At 73.2% G+C, this 20,037-nt stretch carries 17 protein-coding genes; 4 read left to right on the top strand and 13 right to left on the bottom strand.

The window, feature by feature from the left end:
- Positions 1-29 precede the first annotated feature (29 nt).
- The 11 genes from G3I78_RS51665 to G3I78_RS01570 form a co-directional block, all read right to left on the bottom strand.
- Complete coding sequence (locus G3I78_RS51665) at positions 30-1,013, bottom strand: amidohydrolase family protein (protein WP_164420871.1); 984 nt, start codon at positions 1,011-1,013, stop codon at positions 30-32.
- Positions 997-2,661, bottom strand: coding sequence for an AMP-binding protein (locus tag G3I78_RS01520; protein WP_343243623.1), 1,665 nt, complete (start codon positions 2,659-2,661; stop codon positions 997-999). Before G3I78_RS01520 ends, G3I78_RS51665 begins: the two co-directional genes overlap by 17 nt.
- Complete coding sequence (locus G3I78_RS01525) at positions 2,658-3,485, bottom strand: SDR family oxidoreductase (protein WP_164420872.1); 828 nt, start codon at positions 3,483-3,485, stop codon at positions 2,658-2,660. The genes G3I78_RS01520 and G3I78_RS01525 overlap by 4 nt, the downstream gene beginning before the upstream one ends.
- Positions 3,482-4,999, bottom strand: coding sequence for an SDR family oxidoreductase (locus G3I78_RS01530; protein ID WP_164420873.1), 1,518 nt, complete (start codon positions 4,997-4,999; stop codon positions 3,482-3,484). The genes G3I78_RS01525 and G3I78_RS01530 overlap by 4 nt, the downstream gene beginning before the upstream one ends.
- A complete protein-coding gene (locus G3I78_RS01535) occupies positions 4,992-6,281 on the bottom strand; it encodes a beta-ketoacyl synthase N-terminal-like domain-containing protein (RefSeq protein WP_164420874.1) in 1,290 nt (429 codons plus the stop codon). Before G3I78_RS01535 ends, G3I78_RS01530 begins: the two co-directional genes overlap by 8 nt.
- A gap of 21 nt (positions 6,282-6,302) precedes the next feature.
- Positions 6,303-7,265: a ketoacyl-ACP synthase III gene (locus G3I78_RS01540; RefSeq protein WP_164420875.1), complete on the bottom strand. Its 963-nt coding sequence runs from the start codon at positions 7,263-7,265 to the stop codon at positions 6,303-6,305.
- Positions 7,266-7,346: 81 nt separating this feature from the next.
- On the bottom strand, positions 7,347-8,138 hold the full coding sequence (locus tag G3I78_RS01545; RefSeq protein WP_164420876.1) for an SDR family NAD(P)-dependent oxidoreductase: 792 nt from the start codon (positions 8,136-8,138) through the stop codon (positions 7,347-7,349).
- Between the two features lie 41 nt (positions 8,139-8,179).
- Entirely contained in the window at positions 8,180-9,214 is a 1,035-nt protein-coding gene (locus G3I78_RS01550; protein WP_164420877.1) for a ketoacyl-ACP synthase III, read from the bottom strand.
- A 32-nt stretch (positions 9,215-9,246) separates the two neighbouring features.
- Positions 9,247-10,206 (bottom strand): ketoacyl-ACP synthase III, encoded by a 960-nt coding sequence (locus tag G3I78_RS51670; protein WP_164420878.1) that lies wholly within the window; start codon positions 10,204-10,206, stop codon positions 9,247-9,249.
- 11 nt (positions 10,207-10,217) lie between these two features.
- Positions 10,218-12,188 carry a CoA-transferase gene (locus G3I78_RS51675; protein WP_239157574.1) on the bottom strand — a complete coding sequence of 657 codons (1,971 nt, stop codon included), beginning with the start codon at positions 12,186-12,188 and terminating at the stop codon, positions 10,218-10,220.
- Between the two features lie 44 nt (positions 12,189-12,232).
- Positions 12,233-13,609 (bottom strand): beta-ketoacyl synthase N-terminal-like domain-containing protein, encoded by a 1,377-nt coding sequence (locus G3I78_RS01570; protein ID WP_164420879.1) that lies wholly within the window; start codon positions 13,607-13,609, stop codon positions 12,233-12,235.
- Positions 13,610-13,867: 258 nt separating this feature from the next.
- On the opposite strand from G3I78_RS01570, the gene G3I78_RS01575 reads away from it, so the two are divergent.
- Genes G3I78_RS01575 through G3I78_RS01585 form a run of 3 tightly spaced genes read left to right on the top strand, consistent with a single transcriptional unit; the run spans position 13,868 to position 16,515 of the window.
- Positions 13,868-15,136: a beta-ketoacyl synthase N-terminal-like domain-containing protein gene (locus tag G3I78_RS01575; RefSeq protein ID WP_164420880.1), complete on the top strand. Its 1,269-nt coding sequence runs from the start codon at positions 13,868-13,870 to the stop codon at positions 15,134-15,136.
- A gap of 11 nt (positions 15,137-15,147) precedes the next feature.
- Positions 15,148-16,239, top strand: coding sequence for a beta-ketoacyl-ACP synthase III (locus G3I78_RS01580; RefSeq protein WP_164420881.1), 1,092 nt, complete (start codon positions 15,148-15,150; stop codon positions 16,237-16,239).
- Between the two features lie 45 nt (positions 16,240-16,284).
- Entirely contained in the window at positions 16,285-16,515 is a 231-nt protein-coding gene (locus tag G3I78_RS01585; RefSeq protein ID WP_164420882.1) for an acyl carrier protein, read from the top strand.
- Positions 16,516-16,645: 130 nt separating this feature from the next.
- Here G3I78_RS01585 and G3I78_RS01590 read toward each other — a convergent pair whose 3' ends face one another.
- A complete protein-coding gene (locus G3I78_RS01590; RefSeq protein WP_164420883.1) occupies positions 16,646-18,283 on the bottom strand; it encodes an MFS transporter in 1,638 nt (545 codons plus the stop codon).
- A gap of 90 nt (positions 18,284-18,373) precedes the next feature.
- Here G3I78_RS01590 and G3I78_RS01595 point away from each other — a divergent pair, with 90 nt between their 5' ends.
- Complete coding sequence (locus tag G3I78_RS01595) at positions 18,374-19,111, top strand: TetR/AcrR family transcriptional regulator (protein WP_164420884.1); 738 nt, start codon at positions 18,374-18,376, stop codon at positions 19,109-19,111.
- A 27-nt stretch (positions 19,112-19,138) separates the two neighbouring features.
- Here the strand turns inward: G3I78_RS01595 and G3I78_RS01600 are convergent, their stop codons facing one another.
- A complete protein-coding gene (locus tag G3I78_RS01600) occupies positions 19,139-19,966 on the bottom strand; it encodes a rhomboid family intramembrane serine protease (RefSeq protein WP_164421336.1) in 828 nt (275 codons plus the stop codon).
- Between the last annotated feature and the right edge of the window lie 71 nt (positions 19,967-20,037).

Genomic DNA, 20,037 nt, shown 5'->3' on the forward strand with positions numbered 1-20,037 from the left:
CTCTGCTGGGGTGAGCCCGGAGCCGGGGGTCAGCGCCGCTCCAGTTCCAGAAGCCGGGCCGCGTTGCCGTACAGCCAGCGGTCGGTGACCTCGTCGCCGAGGCCCAGGGCCGCCACCTGATCGGCCAGGACGGCGACCGGGTCGGCGTTGACCCAGGTCGCCGAGCCGAACAGGACCCGGTCGCGCAGTGCGGTGGCGCCGTACAGGAGAAGGGGCTCCCAGCCCGAACCGGGGCGGGACATCCAGGGCGGCCGGTGGGAGGAGAGGTCGAGGTAGACCTCGCGGTGGCGCTGGGCGATGGAGACCATCTCCAGCACCCACGGCCAGGCCGCGTGCCCGGCGACGATCGGCAGCCCGGGGTGCCGGCGGGCGATCCAGTCGACGTTGCGGGGATGGCACAGGTCGTGGGCGTGCCGCGCGAAGTGGTGCCCGGTGTGCAGCCACAGCGGCATGCCCAGCTCCCGGGCCCGCCCGAAGACCGGGTCGTACGCCGGGTCGCGCGGGTCGACGCCCTGCCAGAACGGGGTCACCGCGAACCCCCGCATCCCCAGGGCGTGGCAGCGCTCCAGCTCCGTCACCGCCCGGCGGGGATCGGTGAGGTCGATGCCGGCCCACGCCTGCATCCGGTCGGGCGCCTCGGCGGCGACGGCGGCCACCCGGGCGTTCACGTCGTCGCCGTCGGCGGTGGCGCCCCCGCAGCTCATCAGGACCTGGTGGACCACGCCGTTGTCGTCCATGTCCTTCAGCAGCGCTTCGGCGTCGGTGCGTTCGGGCCGGCCCGCGACCAGCAGGTCGATCGCCGCGGCCTGGTCGCCGGTGTCGAGCCGGGCCCGGAAGGAGGCGTGGTCGGCGCCGAAGACCGAGGTGGCGTGGCGGCCGAACGCCCGCAGATACGCCGGGGCGACCGCGGCCAGACCCCGGAAGTAGGTCCGCCAGCACTCGCGGTCCAGGGCCAGCACGCACACGTCGACGACCCGGCGCCGCCCCGCGCCCGGATCAGCCGACACGGTCACGGGTGACCTCGATCCCGGCGGCCGCCCGGTCCCAGGTGTCGGGGGTGACCCCCTGGGCGCGCAGCACCTCCTTGCGGACCTTCCCCGTCTCGGTCACGGGGAGTTCGGGCAGGACCCGGACATAGCGCGGCACCATGAAGTGGGCCATGCGCGGCCGCAGATGCCCGATCAGCTCCGCCGGGTCGAGCCGGGCGCCGGGGCGCAGCACCAGGGCGGCGAGGATCTCGTCCTCGGAGTGCTCGCTGGGCACCGCCACGGCCGCGGCCAGCTCCACCGCCGGATGACCCAGCAGCTCGCTCTCCACCTCCGCCGAGGACACGTTCTCGCCCCGGCGCCGGATCGCGTCCTTGACCCGGTCGACGAAGAAGTAGTCGCCGTCCGGCTCGCGCAGCACGGCGTCCCCGGTCCGGAACCAGCCGTGCCGCCACGCCGCCGCGGTCGCCTCCGGCATGCCGTGATAGCCGTGGAACATCGACCAGGGCCGGTCCGCGCGCAGCACCAGCTCACCCACGGTCCCGTCCGGTACGTCCACGCCGTGCTCGTCGACCACCCGGCACTGCACCCCCGGCCGGGGCCGGCCGCAGCTGCCGGGACGTTCAGGGTCCAGCGCGGACACGATCGGCGCCGGCGTCTCCGACATGTTGAAGCCCGTGTACACGCCCACGCCGAAACGCCGGCCGAAGTCGAGGGCCTGACGGTTCAGCGGGATCACGCACGCGGTGCGCAGCGGATGGTCCCGGTCGCCGGGCGCCGGGGCGACACCGAGCAGGAAGTCGGTCATCGCGCCCAGCAGGGTGCACATGGTCACCCTGTGACGGCGGACCACGTCCCAGAACTCGGCGGTGCGGAAGCTGTCGACGACCACCGCCGAACCGCCGAACAGGAGCATGCAGTACGCCACTTCGGTGCCGCCCCCGTGGCACAGCGGGAGGTTCAGCAGATAGCGGTCGTGCTCGGTGATGTCCTCGTCGAGCAGGGCCGTCACGGTGGAGTAGTGGTGGACGTAGGAGACCAGCACGCCCTTGGAGGGGCCGGTGGTGCCCGACGTGTAGATCACCGCCATGGTGTCCCACGGGGCGACCGGCCGCGGCGGCGGCACGAACTCCTCGGGCGCGGCCCGCAGCGCCTCCGGGCCCACGACCCGGGGGGAGCCGGGAAGGGCCTTTCCGGGGGCGCCGCCGAGGACGACGACCGTGTCGAGACGGCCGCCACCGGTGTGCTCCAGGCGCTCGGTGAGCGCCGCGTGCGCGATCAGCACCCGTGCGCCGGAGCCGTCCAGGACGTGCTCCAGCAGACCGCCGCGGTAGGCGGTGTTCACCGGCACGTGGACCGCGCCCAGGAGGTTGACGCCGAACCAGATCCGCAGCGCGTCCCGGCCGTTGGGCAGCCAGCACAGCACGGTGTCGTCCTGGCGCACACCGAGGCGGTGCAGCGCGGCGGCGGTGGCGCGCGCGTCGTCGTGGACCTCGCCGTACGTCCACTCGGTGCCGTCCTCGAAGACCGCGTACACCCGCTCGGGGTGCGCGCGGGCCCGGGCGGCGATCAGCTCGCCCGTCACACAGTCCTCGGCCCCCGGCACCCGGGGGTCCTCCGGCGCCAGGATCTCGACCACGGGGGTCCCGGCCGGGGCGGGCCGCGGGCCGGTCACTCGGGCATCCCGGTCGCGTCGAGCATGTGGCCGCCCACGGTGTCGTAGTGGCGTACGGACCGCAGGTACTGCTCCCAGTTGACGGCCGTCTGCGCGTTCCGGCTCACCGGCCGCACCGGGATCAGCGGGCCCACCCCGACCCGCGGCGGCAGGGTGACGGCCCACAGCACGACGTCCGCCACGTCCGAGGGGTCGAGCAGCCGGTCGACGTCCACCCCGAACTCCTCGGGGTCCTGCGCCAGATCGGTGCGCACCCAGCCGGGCAGCACCGCGACCGCCCGCACGCCCAGGTGCCGGTTCTCGATGTCCACCTGGGCGGTCAGCGCGTTCAGGGCGCGCTTGGTGATGGAGTACGGCGCCGACCAGTCCGCCTGGAGCAGGCTGCCCTCCGAGCTGATGTTGACGATCCAGCCGTGCCCGCGCGCCCGCATCCCCGGCAGCACGGCGCGGATCAGCAGGAACGGCACGTCCAGGTTGAGCCGGAACGCCTGACGCCAGTGCCGGGGCCGGGTGTCGTGGATGGGTCCGGTGCGGGCCAGGGCGGCGTTGTTCACCAGGATGTCGACGGGGCCCAGCGCCCGCTCGGCGGCGGTCACCGCGTCCTGGGGAGCGTCCTCGGCGGCCAGATCGGCGGTGAGCGCGATGACCGGCACCTCGTGCGCGGCCACCTCCCGCTCCACGGCGGCCAGTTCGCGTTCACGGCGGGCCACCAGCGCGACCGACGCACCGGCCGCGGCGAGCGTACGGGCGATGCCCGCGCCGATGCCCGACGAGGCACCCGCGACGAGTGCCACCTTGCCCTTGAGGGGCCTGTCCTCGGTCACTTGGGACTCCCTGGAGGTGTGCGGGGGGACACGGGCCGGGTCAGCGGCGGCAGTCCGGCCAGACAGTGGCCGCCGCCGTCGATCCGCAGGGCCGCGCCGGTCAGGCCGGCCGCCGCGGGGCTGATCAGGTAGCACACCAGCGCGGCTACCTCGTCCGGCTCGCTCATCCGGCCGGTGGGCACCAACTGGTTGGTGGCGGCGAGGAACTGAGGGTTCGTCACATCCGTCATCGGGGTGCGGACGAAGCCCGGCAGCACGCTGTTGGCCCGCACGCCGTGCCGGGCGGCCGTGGTGGCGAGGTGCTGGGTGAACAGGGTCGCGCCGGCCTTGCTCACGCCGTAGCTGGCCAGGTTCGCCACCGGCGCGCTCACCGCGGCGAGCGAGGAGACCACGGCCACGGCACCCTCCCGGCCGGTCGCCGACCAGCGGGTGAGCAGGGCCTCGCAGACACTCGCGTACGACAGGGTGTTCAGGGCGAGCAGCCTGGCCCGGCCGCTCGTGTTGTCCCCGGCGCCGTCGAAGGCGACCGCGCCCGCCGCGTAGGCGAGCGCGTCGACACCGCCGGTGCGCTCCCACGCCTCGCTCACCAGACCGGCGGCGTGGGCCGGTTCGGCCAGGTCGACGGGGAGCACCCAGCAACGCCCGCCCGCCTCCCGCAACTCGGCGGCCAGCTTCTCCAACTCGGGCCGCCGCCGCGCCGCGAGCACCACCCCGGCCCCGCGCGCGGCACACTCCCGCGCGACGCTCGCCCCGATGCCGCCGCTGGCGCCGGTGACCAGCACGGTGCGGCCGTCCAGGCGGAACGGGTCGGGGCCGGGCCCGGGTTCGGCGGGAGCGGGGTCGGGGTGTGCGGCGCGGGCCGAGGGCATGGGGACGACCGCGGCGTCCAGGCCGCCGTCCAGGGGGAGGGTCTCGCCCGCCAGGTTGCCGAGGCTCCGGGACGCCAACAGGCGCAGGGCCGCCGCGAGTTCCTCCGGCTGAAGGGCCCGGCGGGTGACCAGGTGCCGCAGCAGCTCGGCCTCCGCGCCCGGGGACAGCCGGTGGCCGAGGAACGGCGCGTAGCCGACGCGTACGGTGTTCACCGGCACGCCCCGGGCGGTGCAGCGCTTGGCCAGGTGCTGCCACCAGGCGTGGTCGGCCGCGCGGCCGGCGGCGGCCTCGGCACCGGCGTCGTCGTGCACCTGTGGCCCGCCGTCGGTGACCAGCACGGCGCGACCTCGGCCCCGGCGGGCCATCGCGGTGAGCACCCTGGCCACCTGGCCCCGGCGCAGCGGGACGCCGGCGCGCCCGCCGAGCGCCTCGTTGCCGACGGCCACCACGCAGTACACGTCCGGCAATTGGGCCGGCGTCAGGTCGTGCGCGGCCTCCACCCGGAAGCCGTAGCGCTCCCAGGCCGCCCGTACGGCCCGTGTGTGGGGCGCGCCAGGCTCCGACTCCAGGAGGACGAGCGGGCCGACCGGCGCCAGCGACGGCGTCGTCAGCAGGGCGGTGTCAGGACCGGTCGGCTCAGTCATCGTCGGCTCCCAGCAGGACGGCGCTCGCGACGGAACCGATCGTGTAGTTGAGACTCAGGGCGAGGTCGATCCGCGCGGCCCGGCCCCGCGTGCCCGGCACCGGGTCGAAGGTGCACACGTCGGCCGGTTTCTCGCAGTTGGCGGTCGGCGCGACCTGGCCGTGACGCATCATCTGGAGCGTCGCCGCGGCACCGATGACACCGAGCGGCGCCCCGCTGTGGCCGAACACGGCCTCCTGCACGGTGACGGGCAGGGTGGCCGCCCGCTCGCCGAAGATCGCCGGCATGATGTTGCCCTCCATCGTGTTGAAAGCCCGGTCCCCGGTGGCGGCCCCGTTGACGTAGTCGATCTCGTCCGGTGCCGCGAACCCGTCCAGACACCGGCGCGCGGCACGGGCGGCGCCGGCGCCGGTCAGGTCCAGGGCGAGGTTCGGCTGGGCGTTGCGTGCGGTGACCTGGGACAGCACCCGGCCGTAGGGCCGCACGCCCCGGCGGTCCGCGTGCTCACGGCTCTCAAGGATCAAAGTGGCTGCGCCGTTGCCGTAGTTGAGGCCCGCGGCGCGCTCGTCGTAGGGGCGCATCGGCTGGTGGACGAGGGTCGCGGTCTGCGGCTCGGTGCCGGTCACCGACCGCTCCTCCAGCTCCGCGTACTGGCGCAGCCTGCTCTCCCGCCAGTAGTCGGCGCCGGTGACGACCGCCACGTCCGTCTCGCCGGACGCGATCATGCGGGCCGCGTTGCCGAGGAGCACGGACGACGAGGCGCAGCCGCAGGACAGCGTGTAACTGGGGCCGGTGGCGCCCACCAGGCCCGCCTGGGTCGTCTCCACGTCGGACATCACCGCGCCCAGGACGTTGCGGAACAGCACGGAGCGGGCCTCGCGCGGACTGATGTGCCGGGTGTCGGCCAGCAGCACCGGCAGATAGGTGTCGACGATGGTGTCGGCGGTGGCGTTGCGGGCCGCGAGCACCGCAGCCTCCTGAAGTGCGCCTGCCCGCCAGTCCAGCTCCGCGTCCGCGCACGCCTCCAACAGGGCCAGCAGACCGTACAGATGGATGTCGGAGTACTTCTCCACGAAGCGCGCCGGGATCTCCGGCAGCCGCTCGGCCGCCGCCCCCGGGTCGAGGGGGACGCTCCCGAAGTACGTCCCGTCCGCCTGCTCCAGGAACGACTCCCCGTGCGAGACGGCCGCCCAGAACTGCTCGGGCGTCGCCGTCGGAGCGGTCCGCCCCGGCAGACAGAAGCCCATTCCGGTGACGAGGGCGTCCCGGGGACTCTTGGTCATGGTCACTGCCGCGCCCCTCGCTCAGATCCGGTACAGCAGGCCGCCCCAGCACCAGACCCCGCCGCCGATCGACGGGGACAGCACCAGGTCTCCGGGCGCGACCACCCCGCGCTCCAGCAGCTCCGACACGGTGGTCGGGATGGAGGCGCTGGAGACGTTGCCGCGATGGGAGAGGTTGGTCAGGACACGGGCCGGGTCGGCGCCGAGGCGGTGCTGGATGCCCTTGGCCAGCGGCTCGGTGCCCGAGTGCGGGATGAGCCAGTCGATGTCGTCCACGGTCAGCCCGTTGCGCGCGAGGAGGTCCTCCACGGCGTCCCGGACATGGGTGAGGGCCACGTCGTTGAGGTCGGGATGGCTGCGCACCCAGCCCTGGTCGCCGCCCGCCGCGGACATGTGGGCGAGGCTGCCGTCGGTGTGGAACACCGAGTCGATGAGCCCGTCGGCCCGGCCGGGCGCCGCCTCCAGCACACAGGCGCCCGCCCCGTCGGAGACGAGCATCGCCCCCTTGGACCCCGGCCGCACCCGCCGGGTGACCCGCTCGGTGGTGGCCACCAGGGCCCGGCGATGGCCGGCCGGCGAGGTGAGGAACGCCGCCGCGGTGTGCACCGCCTGGATGAATCCGGCGCAGGAACCGGCGATCTCGAACGCCATCGGCCCCTTGATGCCGAGCTCCGCCGCGGTGAGCGCCCCGACCTCGTGCACGTAGTCGCGGTCCGTCCAGTGGCTGACCACGACCAGGTCGATGTCACCGGCGTCGACACCGGCCTGCTTCAGGGCCTGCCGGGACGCCTGGGCGGCCATGTGGACGGGGGTCTCGGCGTCGGTCGCCCGATAGCGGGTGCGTACGCCGACACCGCCGATGACCCGGTCCTCCACGGAACTCGTCGTGGCGTTCTCGGCGCTCTCGTTGTGTATTTCCTCGGAACCGAAATAGTGGCCGAATCCGGTGAAACGGATTCCGGCACCTGCCCAGTTCGGTGGCATCTGGCCTCCAGTACTCGATGGCTGACCGTGGAGTCGCGCGAAGTGCCGGTCAGGGAAAGGGAATTCACCGCGGGCAGGTCGTCAGGGCACCCAGCCGGGCGGCCCGCCGCCGTCGACCCGGATCACCGAGCCCGTGACGTAGGGGTTCCGCGCGGCGAAGCACACCGCGTCGGCCACCTCCTCCTCCGCGCCCCAACGGCCCAGCGGCACGAAGCGCTTGAGGCCGTCCATGTAGCGGGCGTGCCGGGGCAGGGCGGTGCTCTTCTCCCGCAGCGCCTCGCCGTCCATCACACCCGGGGCGACGGCCACCACCCGGATCCCGTGGCCGCCGAGCTCGTAGGACCAGGTACGGGTCAGCGCCTCCACGCCGGCCTTCGCGGCGGTGTACGCGGACTGCCCGTAGGCCCCGGCCGCCAGGCCCGAGGAGACGTTCACGATGGTGCCCCCGACCCCGTGCCTGACCATGGCCGCGGCGGCCTCCCGGCCCACCAGGAACACCCCCGTCAGACACAGCCGCAGCGTCCGCTCCCACTCGTCCAGCGGGTGGGTCAGCAGCTCCCCGCCGTCCGCGCGCGGCGCCCGCAGCAGCAGCCGGGACAGGTTGCGGCCCGCGTTGTTCACACACAGGTGCAGCGGCCGGGACCCGGTCAGCTCGGCGAACACCGCGCGCACCGACTCCTCGGACGTCACGTCCGCCCGCACCGCGTGCAGCGGCAGCTCCTCGGCCGCGGCCATCGCCCGCACCTTGTCCAGCCGCCCCGGGTCGAGGCCGAGCACCGTGGTGTGCCAGCCCTCGGCCGCGAGCCGCCGCGCCACGGCCAGGCCGAGACCCCGGGTACCCCCGGTCACCAGCGCGTTCCTGGACTCGGACATGTCCGTCCCCCGCCCCTTCCTCGTCCCGTCCGGCACCGCGGTCACCGGTACCGGAAGACCATGGCGCCCCAGCTCAGACCGCGCCCGATGCTCACGCCCAGAAGCAGTTCGCCGGGTTTCACCGTGCCGTCGTGCACGAATTCGGAGAGCGCGCCCGGCATTCCGACGCTGGAGGTGTTGCCGCGCCTCGGGAGATTCAGGAGCATGCGCTCACGCGGAATTCCGATGCGGTCCGCCATCGGGTACAGGAGATTGGTGTTCGCCTGATGCGGAACGCACCAGGAAATCTGCTCAGGAGAGAGGCCGTTGCGCTTCAGGACGGTCTGCCCGGCCTCGACGAGCATGTCCGGCGTCACCTCGGAGAGCACCCCGCCGCGCATCACCATCTTGTCGTTCTCGTCGATGTCGAAGGCGTCGTAGTAACCGCCGTCGGCCCGCAGCACGACGTCGATCAGGCCGCCGCGCGCGGACAGCCCGTCGGCGCCGGCCCCGGTGGACTCGCCGCGCCGCCACACCGCGGCGGCGGCACCGGCGCCGAACAGCGCGGAGTTGCGGAAACCGAAGTTGAGGATGGCCCGCGGGCTCTCCGCGCACACCACCAGCACATTGCGCGCCCCGGTGGTGGCCAGCAGCCCGCGCGCCACCACGCTCGCGTACAGGAAGCCGGCACAGGCGACCGCGGTGACGTCGAAGCAGAACGCCTCGTGCGCGCCGAGCTGCCGCTGCAACGGGAGGGAGATGTCCATGTAGTTGTTGCCGAGCGAGGACGGGTTGGCCCGGGGGCGGGCGGTCGCGCTGGTGCCGACGATCACGTCCACGTCGGCGACGGAGAGCCCCGCGTCGTCGAGCGCGGCGCGGGCGGCCTTGACGCCCATCTCGGCGAACCGCTCGTCGGGACCGGCCCAGTGCCGGGCGCCGACCCCGGTGTGCTCACGGATCCAGGCGTCGTCGATGCCGAGTCCCGGCAGGTCCTCGAAGTAGTCGTTGGTGACCGGCTCACCCGGGAAGTAGTGGCCGACACCGCCGAGGACGACGGGCGGGCCGGTACCGTCGAGCGGCTGCTGGGGGCTGGACATGGGGACGTCCTTTCCTGTCTACGGTGGTCGCGTCAGAGCTGGTAGAGCAGCGCCCCCGAGTACCAGCCGGCGCCCGCCGCGGGCGACAGGATCACGTCGCCCTTGCGCAGCTCGCCGGACCCGACGTACTCGGACAGGGCGGTCGGGATCGTCGCGCTCGTGGTCTGGCCGCGGGTGCGCAGGTTCGTCAGGACCCGGGCCGGGTCCGCGCCGATGCGCTCCAGCAGCCGCTCCGCGATCCGTACCGAGCCGGGGTGCGGGACGATCCGGTCGACGTCGGCGACGGTCATGCCGTTGCGCCGCAGCACCACGTCCACGGCCTGGCCCGCGGTCTCCGCGGCCACGTCGGCGATGCTGGGCATGCTGACCGTCCAGTCGCCGCTGCCCCAGGTCTTGGAGACGCCCGCGTGCTCGCCGTAGCTGAGCAGCACCGAGTCCCGCAGCCCGGAGGAGTCCGGCGGCCCCACCTCCAGGACCGCCGCTCCGGCCCCGTCCCCGCCGACGTACGAACCCCTGCGCCCCGGCTTCAGGCGCTGGGAGAACTGGTCGGAGCAGATCACCAGCGCACGCCGCCACCGCTGGCTGGTGAGCATGGCCGCGGCCGTCTGCACCCCGTGCACGAAGCCCACGCAGGCGGCGCACACGTCGAAGGCCAGCGCCCGCTCCGCGCCGAGCCGCAGCGCGATACGGGGGCCGTCCTCCGGTGCGTACCGGCGCTGCGACCAGGAGGAGAACACCACCAGATCCAGGTCGGCCGCCTCCAGGCCCGCCTGCTCCAGGGCCCGCCGCCCCGCCTCCACGGCCATGTACGGCACGGTCTCCGTGTCGTCGGCCAAGTGCCGCCGGGTCACGCCGAGTTCGGGGCCGAGCACCGCGGCCTCCAGCTCGGGTGCCTCGGGAAGGTCGGCCGGTATCTCCTCGCAGTGGCGCGGGAAGTAGTGGCCGAAGCCCCGGAAGGACAGCCCGCGGCCCGCCCAGATTCCACCGCTCACAGTCGTGCTCCTCACCTGTAGAAACCCTGCGGATCGAGACCGCGCAGCCAGGCGATCTCGGCTTCGGTGATCTCCGGTTCGGGGGTGCAGTCCGCGGTGCTCGCGGACCAGCGGGTCAGTCGTGCCACGGCCTCCTGCGGGGTGGCCGGGCCGTCGTCGCCGGGTGGCAGCCAGGTGGCGAGGTGGAAGGGGCCGTCCGCGGCGGGCTCGCGCCGGAAGCGGCCGAAGTGGCTCACGACCTCGCGGACCCGGGTGCCGGGGCTGGTGACGTAGGCGACCCGCTCGACGAACTTGCGCGGCGAGGCCGTGGACAGCACCAGGCAGTCGGTGCTGGTGGCGATGTCGTTGGCGCCGCCGGAACCGGTCAGCCACCGGCCGTCGGCGAGCAGGCTGGTGTTGACGTCACCGCGCGCGTCCACCTCACCGGCTGCCAGGACGCCCAGGCAGCGGCCGTTGGCGGCGACCATCCCGCCGAGGATCTCCGTGATGCCCGCGAGCTGCTGGGACCGGGTGGCGTGCAACTGGCTGAACAGGAAGACGTCACCGGGCTCGGGATCCATGCCGTAGAACCCGAGTTCGGCGCAGACCGGCACCCGCACGCCCCGCTCGCGCAGCCGCGCGGCGGCCAGCCAGGCGGCCAGGTGGGAGACCCCGATGCCCGCGAGCAACGTGTTGTACCCGTCCTCGACGACCCGCTCGACGATCGCCCGCGCCCCGAGGACGATGGTCCGCTCCTGCCGGGTCACGGCTGGACGGGGGTGGGGGGCGGAGAGGGGGAGTTCTTCGGCCGGGGGGCGGTGCTCGGGTCGTGGGGCCGTGTCGGTCCGGGGGAGTGGTGCGGAGGGCGGGGTGCTGTCGGTCTGGGGGAGTGGTGCGGAGGGCGGGGTGCTGTCGGTCTGAGGGAGTGGCGCGGAGGGTGAGGCGATGTCGGTCTGGGGGAGCCCTCCGTCCGGCACCGCCGGGCGACGTACCGGTGCGACCGGCTCGCGTGGGGTGATCGGCCCGGCCGGCAGGCGTAGTCGGGCGTGTCGTGCGGCTCCCAGCTTGCGGAGGTATCCGGCGTGGTCGCCCGGTTCCTCGACCCACTCCCGGTACCACTCCTTGGCGCCGTCCTCGGTCGCCAGCCGGTCCACCAGCTCGGTGAGGAAGGCGTAGTCGTCGCGGTATCCGGCCACCTCCCCGGTCCGGTCGCCGACGGACAGGCCGCGCAGCGACTGCGGGTGCGCGCCGAGCGGGGCCTCGCACAGGGCGACGACCCGCTGGCCGGGGACGACGACCCGCTCCGGGTGCGCGTCGACGAACGCGTCCGGGACGATCCGCTCCACGGAGGCCAGCACCCCGCGCCGGGCGGCGTACGCGGCCCAGGCGCCCTCGCCCGCGGGCGGCACCAGGACGACGTTGCCCCGGCGGTCCGCGCACGCGCCGTGCACCAGCGTCAGATCCGGACGCAGCGGCTCCACCAGCCCGAACCGCCGGTCCCCGCCCGCCGGGTCGGCCACCCGCACGAACTTCGGGCACCGCCCGGGGACCGCGTCCGAGCCCGCGGCAAGCGCCCGCTCCAGGTCGCTGCCGACCAGGGAGGCCGTCACGCCGTACGGCAGGCCGGTCGCGCCCGCGATCAGCCGCTGCGTGAAACTCAGCAGCGACCACAGCTCGCAGCTGAACGGGACGCCCCGGGCCAGGTCCCGGTAGAGCGGGTTCGGGCGGGGCGTGGGATAGGTGTCGCCGAGGAAGCAGGTGACCAGATGCTCGACCGTGCCCGACATGGCGAGCGCGTGCATCGCGGTGTGCGTCGCCGACGTGCTCACGGTGAACCGGCCCCGGCCCGCGAACCGCCGGGCGAGCGCGTAGACCATGGCGTTGGGCCGGGCCATCGTCATGGCCAGATGCAGATGGTCGCCGGGGGAGACGTACTCGGACACCAGGGTGTCGACGTCGGGGACGACGACGGGGCGTCCGCCGGCGCGGCTGTGCGTGCTCATGGTCTCCTTCGCAGGCTCGGTCCGCGGGGATGCCGGTTCACCGGTCATACGGCGCCCAGCGCGAGCACCGAGGTCTGGCTGCCGATGGCGAAGGCGAGGGACACCGCGAGGTCGACGCGGCCGGGCCTGGCCCCCTCGCCGACGTGGTCGTGGTCGCACTCCGGATCGGGCTCGGCGTCCGCGTAGTTGGCGGTCGCGCACAGGCACTGGTGGTGCAGGGCCAGCGCGGTCGCCGCCGCGTTGACCAGCCCGGTGGCGCCCAGCAGATGGCCGTGGACGGGCTTGACGGAGCTGAGCGGCGGCCAGGCCGACCGGGGCAGGCCGGGGTAGAGCGCGCCGAGCATCCGGCTCTCGGCCACGTCGTTCTTGGGGGTGGCCGTGCCGTGGCCGCAGAACCAGTCGACGTCCGCCGGGGCGCGGCCCGCGTCGTCGAGGGCCTCGCGGACCGCCGACGCGGTGACCTCGCCGCTCATGTCCATCCCGAAGGGGTGGGTGGCTTCGTTGAGCGCCCGGTGGGCCAGCACGCGGGCGTAGCCGGTGGCGCCGCGGGCCCGCGCGTGGTCCTCGCGTTCCAGACACAGCGCGACCGCGCCCTCGCCGAAGGCGAAGCCCTCCCGGTCCCGGGTGTACGGGCGGATCGCGCGGCGGGGATCGGCGGACTCGGCCGACAGCACCCCGCTGCCCATGGCCGTGAAGGACTCGAACACCAGGGGCGTCAGCGGGAACTCGTACCCGAGCACCACCACCGCGTCCGCACTGCCCGCCCGGATCAGGTCGGCGCCGATGCCGATGGCGTGGTGCCCGCCGACACAGGCGCTGCTCAGCGTGGTGACGAGGCCGCGGATGTCGCCGTAGATGGCCGACAGGGTCGCGGGCGCGCCCGGCATGCCCCGCAGCATCGCGCCGCTGTCGCCGAAGTACCGTTCCTGCGCCCCGGCCGGGTCCGCGGCGAGCTCGTCCCGTACGGAGCGGTCCGCCGGTCCGACCCGTCCTGGTCCTACCCGTACGGAGCCGTCCGCCGCCCCGTCCCGCACGGAGTCGTCCGCAGGCCCTTCCCCGGCCGACAGGACCTCGCCGATCCAGGCCAGCGGGCCGCGCGAGGAGGAGGCGAGGAGGGAGAGCCGGCGCGGGTCGATCTCACCGGTGCCGAGCCCCGCGTCCCGGCGGGCCTCCTCGACGGCCGACATGGCGGCCAGCGCGTCACGGGTGTACCGGCTCGCGAACTTCTCGCTCAGCTCCGGCAGGAACTTGCGGTGGTCGAAGTCCCGCAGTTCGCCGGCCACCCGCACACCGGTCCGGCCGGGCGTACAGCGGGTCAGAAAGCCGAGCCGGGAATTGCCGTCGCGCACGTCCTGCCAGAATTCATTGACATGGGTCGCGCCGGGGAGCACGACTCCTATACCGGTGACAACTACAGCCATGCCCGAAAAATTATCCGTCGCTCAACATTCTGACATCGCTCTCCAGGTACCCGGGAGAGCACGCGGACGGTACCCGAAGTACCCCTTCCTCCTTTCGGTACCGGTGATACCGGAGAGCCGGGCAATCCGGTACCGGTGGCCGGTTACATCTGCCTCGTCGCGGACCTAGAGTCGTCAGCCGTCATCGGCACCACGCAGGCAGGGAGTCTTATGGCCGACCCGCAGAAAGACCCCGGGCGCGACACACTGATCACCGGAATGGGATTCGCTCTGCCAGGTCCTGATGGACTCTGCGCGACCACCTCGGAATTCTGGGAGACCGTATCCACAGGGGCCTGTCACGTGGAGCGCGACGGCCTGTTCTTCGGGCAGGTCCGAGCCGATGTGGAGGACGTCAAGGACCGAATTCCGGAGATGCCGAGAAAAGCCCTCGGACTGTATTCCGCGGTCCAGCTGCACGGCCTCGTTTCGCTCGCGGAGGCCTGCGCGGACGCGGACCTCGACTGGCGCTCCGGCGCTCTCGCGGAAGCGGCCGTGCTCGCGGCCCGCGACGGCGGCGACTGCTGGTCGGCGCAGTACGCCGACATCCTGCGGGTCGACCGCGCCACCGTCACCAGGGACGAGATCAACACCCTGGGCACCCGGCTCGCCCTCACCGGCATCCCGATGGACGTGGCCAACATCCAGATGTCGGTGCTGGCCGCCACCGGCCCCTGCTTCACCGTCTCCAACGGCTGCACCTCCTCCGCCATCCAGCTGGGCCTGGCCCACCGCATGATCGCCGCCGGTGAGCTGGAGGTCGCCGTGGTCACCGGGGCCGACGTGTTCGGCCTGGACTTCCTGCGCCACTACGCCGACCTGCTGGACCGCTACGCGGAGCTCGGCGAGGACGAGGGCACCGTCGACGCGATGGAGGACGCGGCCCTGTCGATGCACGCCCTGATGCGCCCCTACGACAAGAACTCACCCGGTTCCAACATGGGCAACGGCTCCATCACCCTGGTCCTGGAGAGCCGGGCCCACGCCGAGCGGCGCGGCGCGCGGCCCTACGCCCGGCTGCTGTCGCAGGCCACCCGGCGCTCGCCCCAGTACAGCGCCTTCGCCGTGGACCGCGCCGGCGCCGGCATGGTCCAGGCCTCCCGGGACGCCATGGCCGGCTTCGTCGAACCGGACCAGATCGACTACGTCAACGGCGGCGCCGAGGGCGACCGGGTCTTCCACGAGACGGAGTCGAACATCGTGCACGCCCTGTTCGGCGACCGCGCCTCGCGGCTGCCGGTCACCGTGCAGGAGGCCTGCTTCGGCCACAACGGCGGACCGCTCGGCAACCTCGGCGTGGCCGCCACGTCCCTGATGATCCGCGACGACGCGGTCTACCCGACAGCCGGCTGCGTCGACCCGGCGGACGAGTGCGACTTCGACCCCGTCCCCGGTACGACCGCCCGCCCCCGGCGCGTCGACCACGCGCTGTCCTTCAACTACACCGTCGGCATGATCAGCAGCGCGATCCTGCTGGGAAAGGCATGAGGGGAACGCCCATGGACGCCAGCGAACGCGCCCTCGACCGGGCCGCCCACAACGCCGGGCCCCGTCCGGCACCCGCCCCCGGCCGCCGGGCCGCCGTCCTGTCGGGCGTGGCCGGCTGGGTGCCGCCCGGCACCGTCGCCAACGCCGATCTCGCGGACCGGCTGGACACCACCGACGAGTGGATCCGCACCCGCACCGGCATCGCCCAGCGCCACACCGTGCCGCCCGGCACCGCCACCCGTGAAATGGCCGCGGAGGCCGGGCGGCTGGCCCTGAAGTCGGCCGGCCGGGACACCGTGGACGCGGTGGTGCTCGCCACGGTCACCCCGGACCGGCACTGTCCGGCCACCGCCCCCGAGGTCGCGACGGCACTCGGGCTCGGCCCGGTCGCCGCGCACGACGTGTCCGCGGTCTGCGCGGGCTTTCTCTACGCCCTGGCGTCGGCGGCCGGTTCCATCGCCGCGGGCTTCGCCGACCACGTCCTCGTCATCGGCGCCGAGACCTTCTCCGCGATCGTGGACCCGGACGACCGCAACACCGCCATCATCTTCGGGGACGCCGCCGGGGCCGTCGTACTGCGGGCCGGGGACCCGGACGAGCCCGGGGCCCTGGGACCGGTACGGCTCGGCAGCGACGGTGCCCACAGCGATCTGATCCAGATCCCGGCGGGCGGCGCACGGCAGCGCCTGGCGGGGACGGACCCGGCGCCGGGCGAGTACTGCCTGCGGATGCAGGGGCGCAAGGTCTACCGGCACGCCAAGGAGCGGATGAGCCAGGCGGCCCATGACGTCCTGGAGCGCTCCGGCTGGTCGATCGGCGACGTCGACCGGCTCGCCACCCACCAGGCCAACGCGCGGATCACCGAGGCCGTCGCCGACGAACTCGGTGTGCCGCGCGACCGGGTGCTGTCGAACATCGAGCACGTCGGCAACACCTCGGCCGCGTCCCTGCCCCTGCTGCTGGCCGACGCCGCCTCCTCGGGCCTGCTCCTGCCGCACCACCGGGTGCTGCTCGCCGCCTTCGGGGCCGGGCTCGTCTGGGGCGCGGCATCGCTGACCTGGCCGGACGTCACGGCCCTTTCCGTGCACACCTATCGCGGCTGACCGGCCCGCGCCCTCGCCCCACCGACACGCTCAACGGGAGGAACCGTGTACGAGAAGGTCAAGTCCCTGCTGACGGACGTCTTCAAGGTGCCGGAGGACCAGATCACCCCGGAGTCCACACTGGAGATGCTGGGCCTCGACTCGCTGGCCGCGGTCGAGTTCGCGCTCGCCCTGGAGAAGGACTTCGGCGTGGAGGTCTCCGACGACGAGGTCGTCGAACTGGAACGCCTGGACAAGATCGTGGACCTCGTCGAAAGCCGCGTACGAGCGGCCTGATCCGACGCCGGACACCGCGCACCGCGCACCACGCGCCGGAAAGCCGGGATCTCCAGGAGATCCCGGCTTTCCGGCGCGGGCCGACGGGGAGAGGGGTGGGTGCGGGCGCCCCCGTTCCCACCCTCCTCCCTCAGCTCCCCTCGCCCGCCCGGGACTCCTTGCTCACGCCGACGCCTTCCGCGCCGGCCGACCCCTTCCCGTCGCCCCCTTCCCCCGAGGGCACCTGGCGCCCCGCCGTACGCGGGATCAGCGCGGCCACCGCCACGGCGACCAGGAGCAGCAGGATGCCGGTGCACAGTGCCGTGACCCCGAAGGCGTCCGCGAAGGCCTCGTCGGCCCGGCGTTTGAGGTCCTCGCCCGCGGCGCCCGGCAGGGCGCGAGCCGTCACGATGGCCTCGGGGAGGCCCTCCCGGGCGGCGTCCATGGACCGCTCGTCCACGCCGGGCACGGGAGCGTCCATCTCGCCGCGGAACAGCGCGGCCGCGATGCTGCCCATGACGGCCACGCTCAGCCCGTTGCCCAGTTCGTAGCTTGTCTCCTCGATGCCTGCCGCGCCGCCCGCCGAGTCGGCCTCGGCGGTGGACATGATGGCGTCCGACGCGGCCGTCATCGCGCACCCGGCGCCGGCGCCGATCCCTGCGAGGGCGATGGCGAAGACCCAGTACTCGGTGTCCGGCCGCACGTTCACCAGCACGAAGAACGCGGCGCCGATCAGCCCGAGGCCGATCATCATGGCGTACCGCGTGCCGTACCTCGGCACGATGACCGACATCGCCGGTGCGCCGATCATGGTGGCCACGAGCAGCGGCAGCAGCCGCAGACCTGACTCCATCGGGGAGGCGCCCCCGATGAACTGCCAGTGCTGGGTGAGCAGCAGCATCAGCCCGCCCATGCCGAACATGGCCAGCACCACGGAACCGACGGCCACCGAGAAGGCGCGGTCACGGAAGAGCCGGGGGTCGAACAGCGGATCGGGCACCCGCAGCACCCGCACCACCAGGGCGCCGAGCATGACCAGCCCCAGTACGCCGGTGACCACCGTCTGGGTCTCCAGGCCCTCCGCGCCGCCGTGCTGGATGGCGTACACCAGGGCGATCAGACCGGCGACGGACAGCACCGCCCCGACGGTGTCCCAGCGCGGCGGATTCGGATGCCGGGACTCCGGCACCAGCAGCAGCGCGGCGACCAGGGCGACGACCATGATCGGGACGTTGATGAGGAACACCGAGCCCCACCAGAAGTGCTCGATCATCACGCCGCCGATGACGGGCCCCACGGCCGCTCCGGCCGCCGACATGGTGGCCCACACGGCGAGCGCGACCGTGCGCTCCCTGCGGTCCGTGAAGACGTTCCGGATGATCGACAGCGTGGACGGCATGATGATCGCCGCCCCGATGCCGAGCAGTGCGCGGGCCGCGATCAGCATCTCCGGACCGGACGCCCACGCGGCGACCGCCGACGCGGCGCCGAAGACGACGAACCCCAGGCAGAGGAAGCGTTTGCGGCCCAGCCGGTCACCTAATGTGCCGGCGCTGATCAGCAGTCCTGCGACGACCAGCGAATAAACGTCGACGATCCACAGCAACTGCACCGAGGACGGCTGGATCTCGGTGCTCAGCGTGGGCAGCGCGACGTTCAGCACCGTGAGATCCAGCGCCACGACCAGCAGGCTCAGCGACAGGACCGCCAGCACCAGCCATCGGTTGCGTGCCCCGGGAGGCGTGCCGTCCTCGCCTCCGCCGTGCGTGTCGCGAACCACGGATTCCATGGGTGGCCTCCTCAGGAGTTGCGGTGACTGCGTTCTCGTACGTCATACCGTCTATCGTACGATGTACGAGGCCGCGCTAGCATGGGTTCCGTGACTGACACTTCTGGACGAGACGCCGCACCGAACCGCCGACCGGGATCGATCTGGCTGCGCGAGACGAAAGGGCGCCCGGCGAAGCAGCCGCTGAGCCGTCAGCAGATCGTGCGTGCCGCGGTGCGCCTCCTGGACGAGGGCGGGGTGAGCAACCTGCGCATGCGCCAGCTCGCCGACTCCCTGGACTCCGCCCCCATGTCGCTCTACTGGCACGTGCCGACCAAGGGCGACCTGCTGGAGCTGGCCATCGACGAGGTGTTCCCGGACCCGCCGGCCCGCTCCGCCGGACGGGACTGGCGCGAGGACGTCACGGCGGGCGCCACCGGCCTGTTCGAGGTGCTGCTGCGGCACGCCTGGATGATCGAGCTGATGGGCAGTCACCCCCCGGTCGGACCCCGGGCCCTGGCACACACCGGCGCGGTGATCGGGATCCTGGAGGACGCGGGCTTCGCCGAACGCCGGCTCGACTCCGCGCTCTCGGCGATCTACTACTACACGGTGGGTGCCGCCCTGACGGAGGTCTCCTGGCAGAACATGGCCCAGCACACCGCCGAGAACGAGGAGGAGTGGGCGGAGCGCCTGGGCCCCTACGTGGAGGGGTCCGCCCAGGACCACGCCCCGTCGCTCTCCGCCTACGTCAAGCGCAGCGCCACCAGCAACCGGGACCAGCGCTTCCAGGACGGCCTGGAGTGCATGGTGCACGGCATGGAGCACATGCGCTCATCGCACGCCTGAGCGCCGCGTCCTACCGGGGCCCCGGACTCACCACGTGTGCCGGGGCCGCGCCCTCCTGCCGAACAGCAGACCGCGCGGTTCCGGCGGCGGGGGCGTGCCCGCCTTGAGCGGCCAGGCGAGCACCATGCCGACGAGGAAGCCGACCACGTGCGCCGCGTACGCCACCGTGCCCGCCGCCGAGACGCCCTCGCCGGAGGAGTACACCGCCTGGAGCACGAACCAGAACCCCAGCACCAGCCAGGCCGGCAGCCGCAGCGGCAGGAAGACCAGGAAGGGCACCAGCACCCACACCCTGGCCTTCGGGTACAGCACCAGATAGGCGCCCAGGACACCGGCGATGGCCCCCGAGGCGCCGATCAGAGGGTCGCCCGAGTCGTCGTTGAGGAGCGCGAAGCCGTACGACGCCGCGTAGCCGCAGACGACGTAGAACAGCGTGAAGCGCACATGCCCCATGCGGTCCTCGACGTTGTTGCCGAAGATCAGCAGGAACAGCATGTTGCCCAGCAGGTGCAGCCAGCCGCCGTGCAGGAACATCGCCGTCAGGACCGACAGCGCGGGCGACTTGTCGTAGTCCGGCGGGGCCACCACACAGCCCTGGGCGCCGTTCGCCCCGGTGCCGACCGCGCCCGTGGGGACCAGCTGCGGCATCTGGTGGTGGATCAACTCCTGCGGGACCGCGGCCCAGTGGTCCAGGAACGCCTGGAGATGGCACAGCTGCGACACACCGCTGTCGCCCGCCACGGAGCCGGCCAGGCCGGGCGTGTACAGGAAGACGAGGACGTTCGCGGCGATGAGCGCGTACGTCACCCAGGGGGTGCGGCGCACCGGGTTCACGTCATGGACGGGGATGACCACAAGGAAGTAGTGCCCGCGATGGGGCGCGCGAATCGGTGCCGCATCGGTGAACACCCGCACGCACGCGTGCG

This window comes from Streptomyces sp. SID13726 (genome assembly GCF_010548375.1).
Taxonomy (GTDB): Bacteria; Actinomycetota; Actinomycetes; order Streptomycetales; family Streptomycetaceae; genus Streptomyces.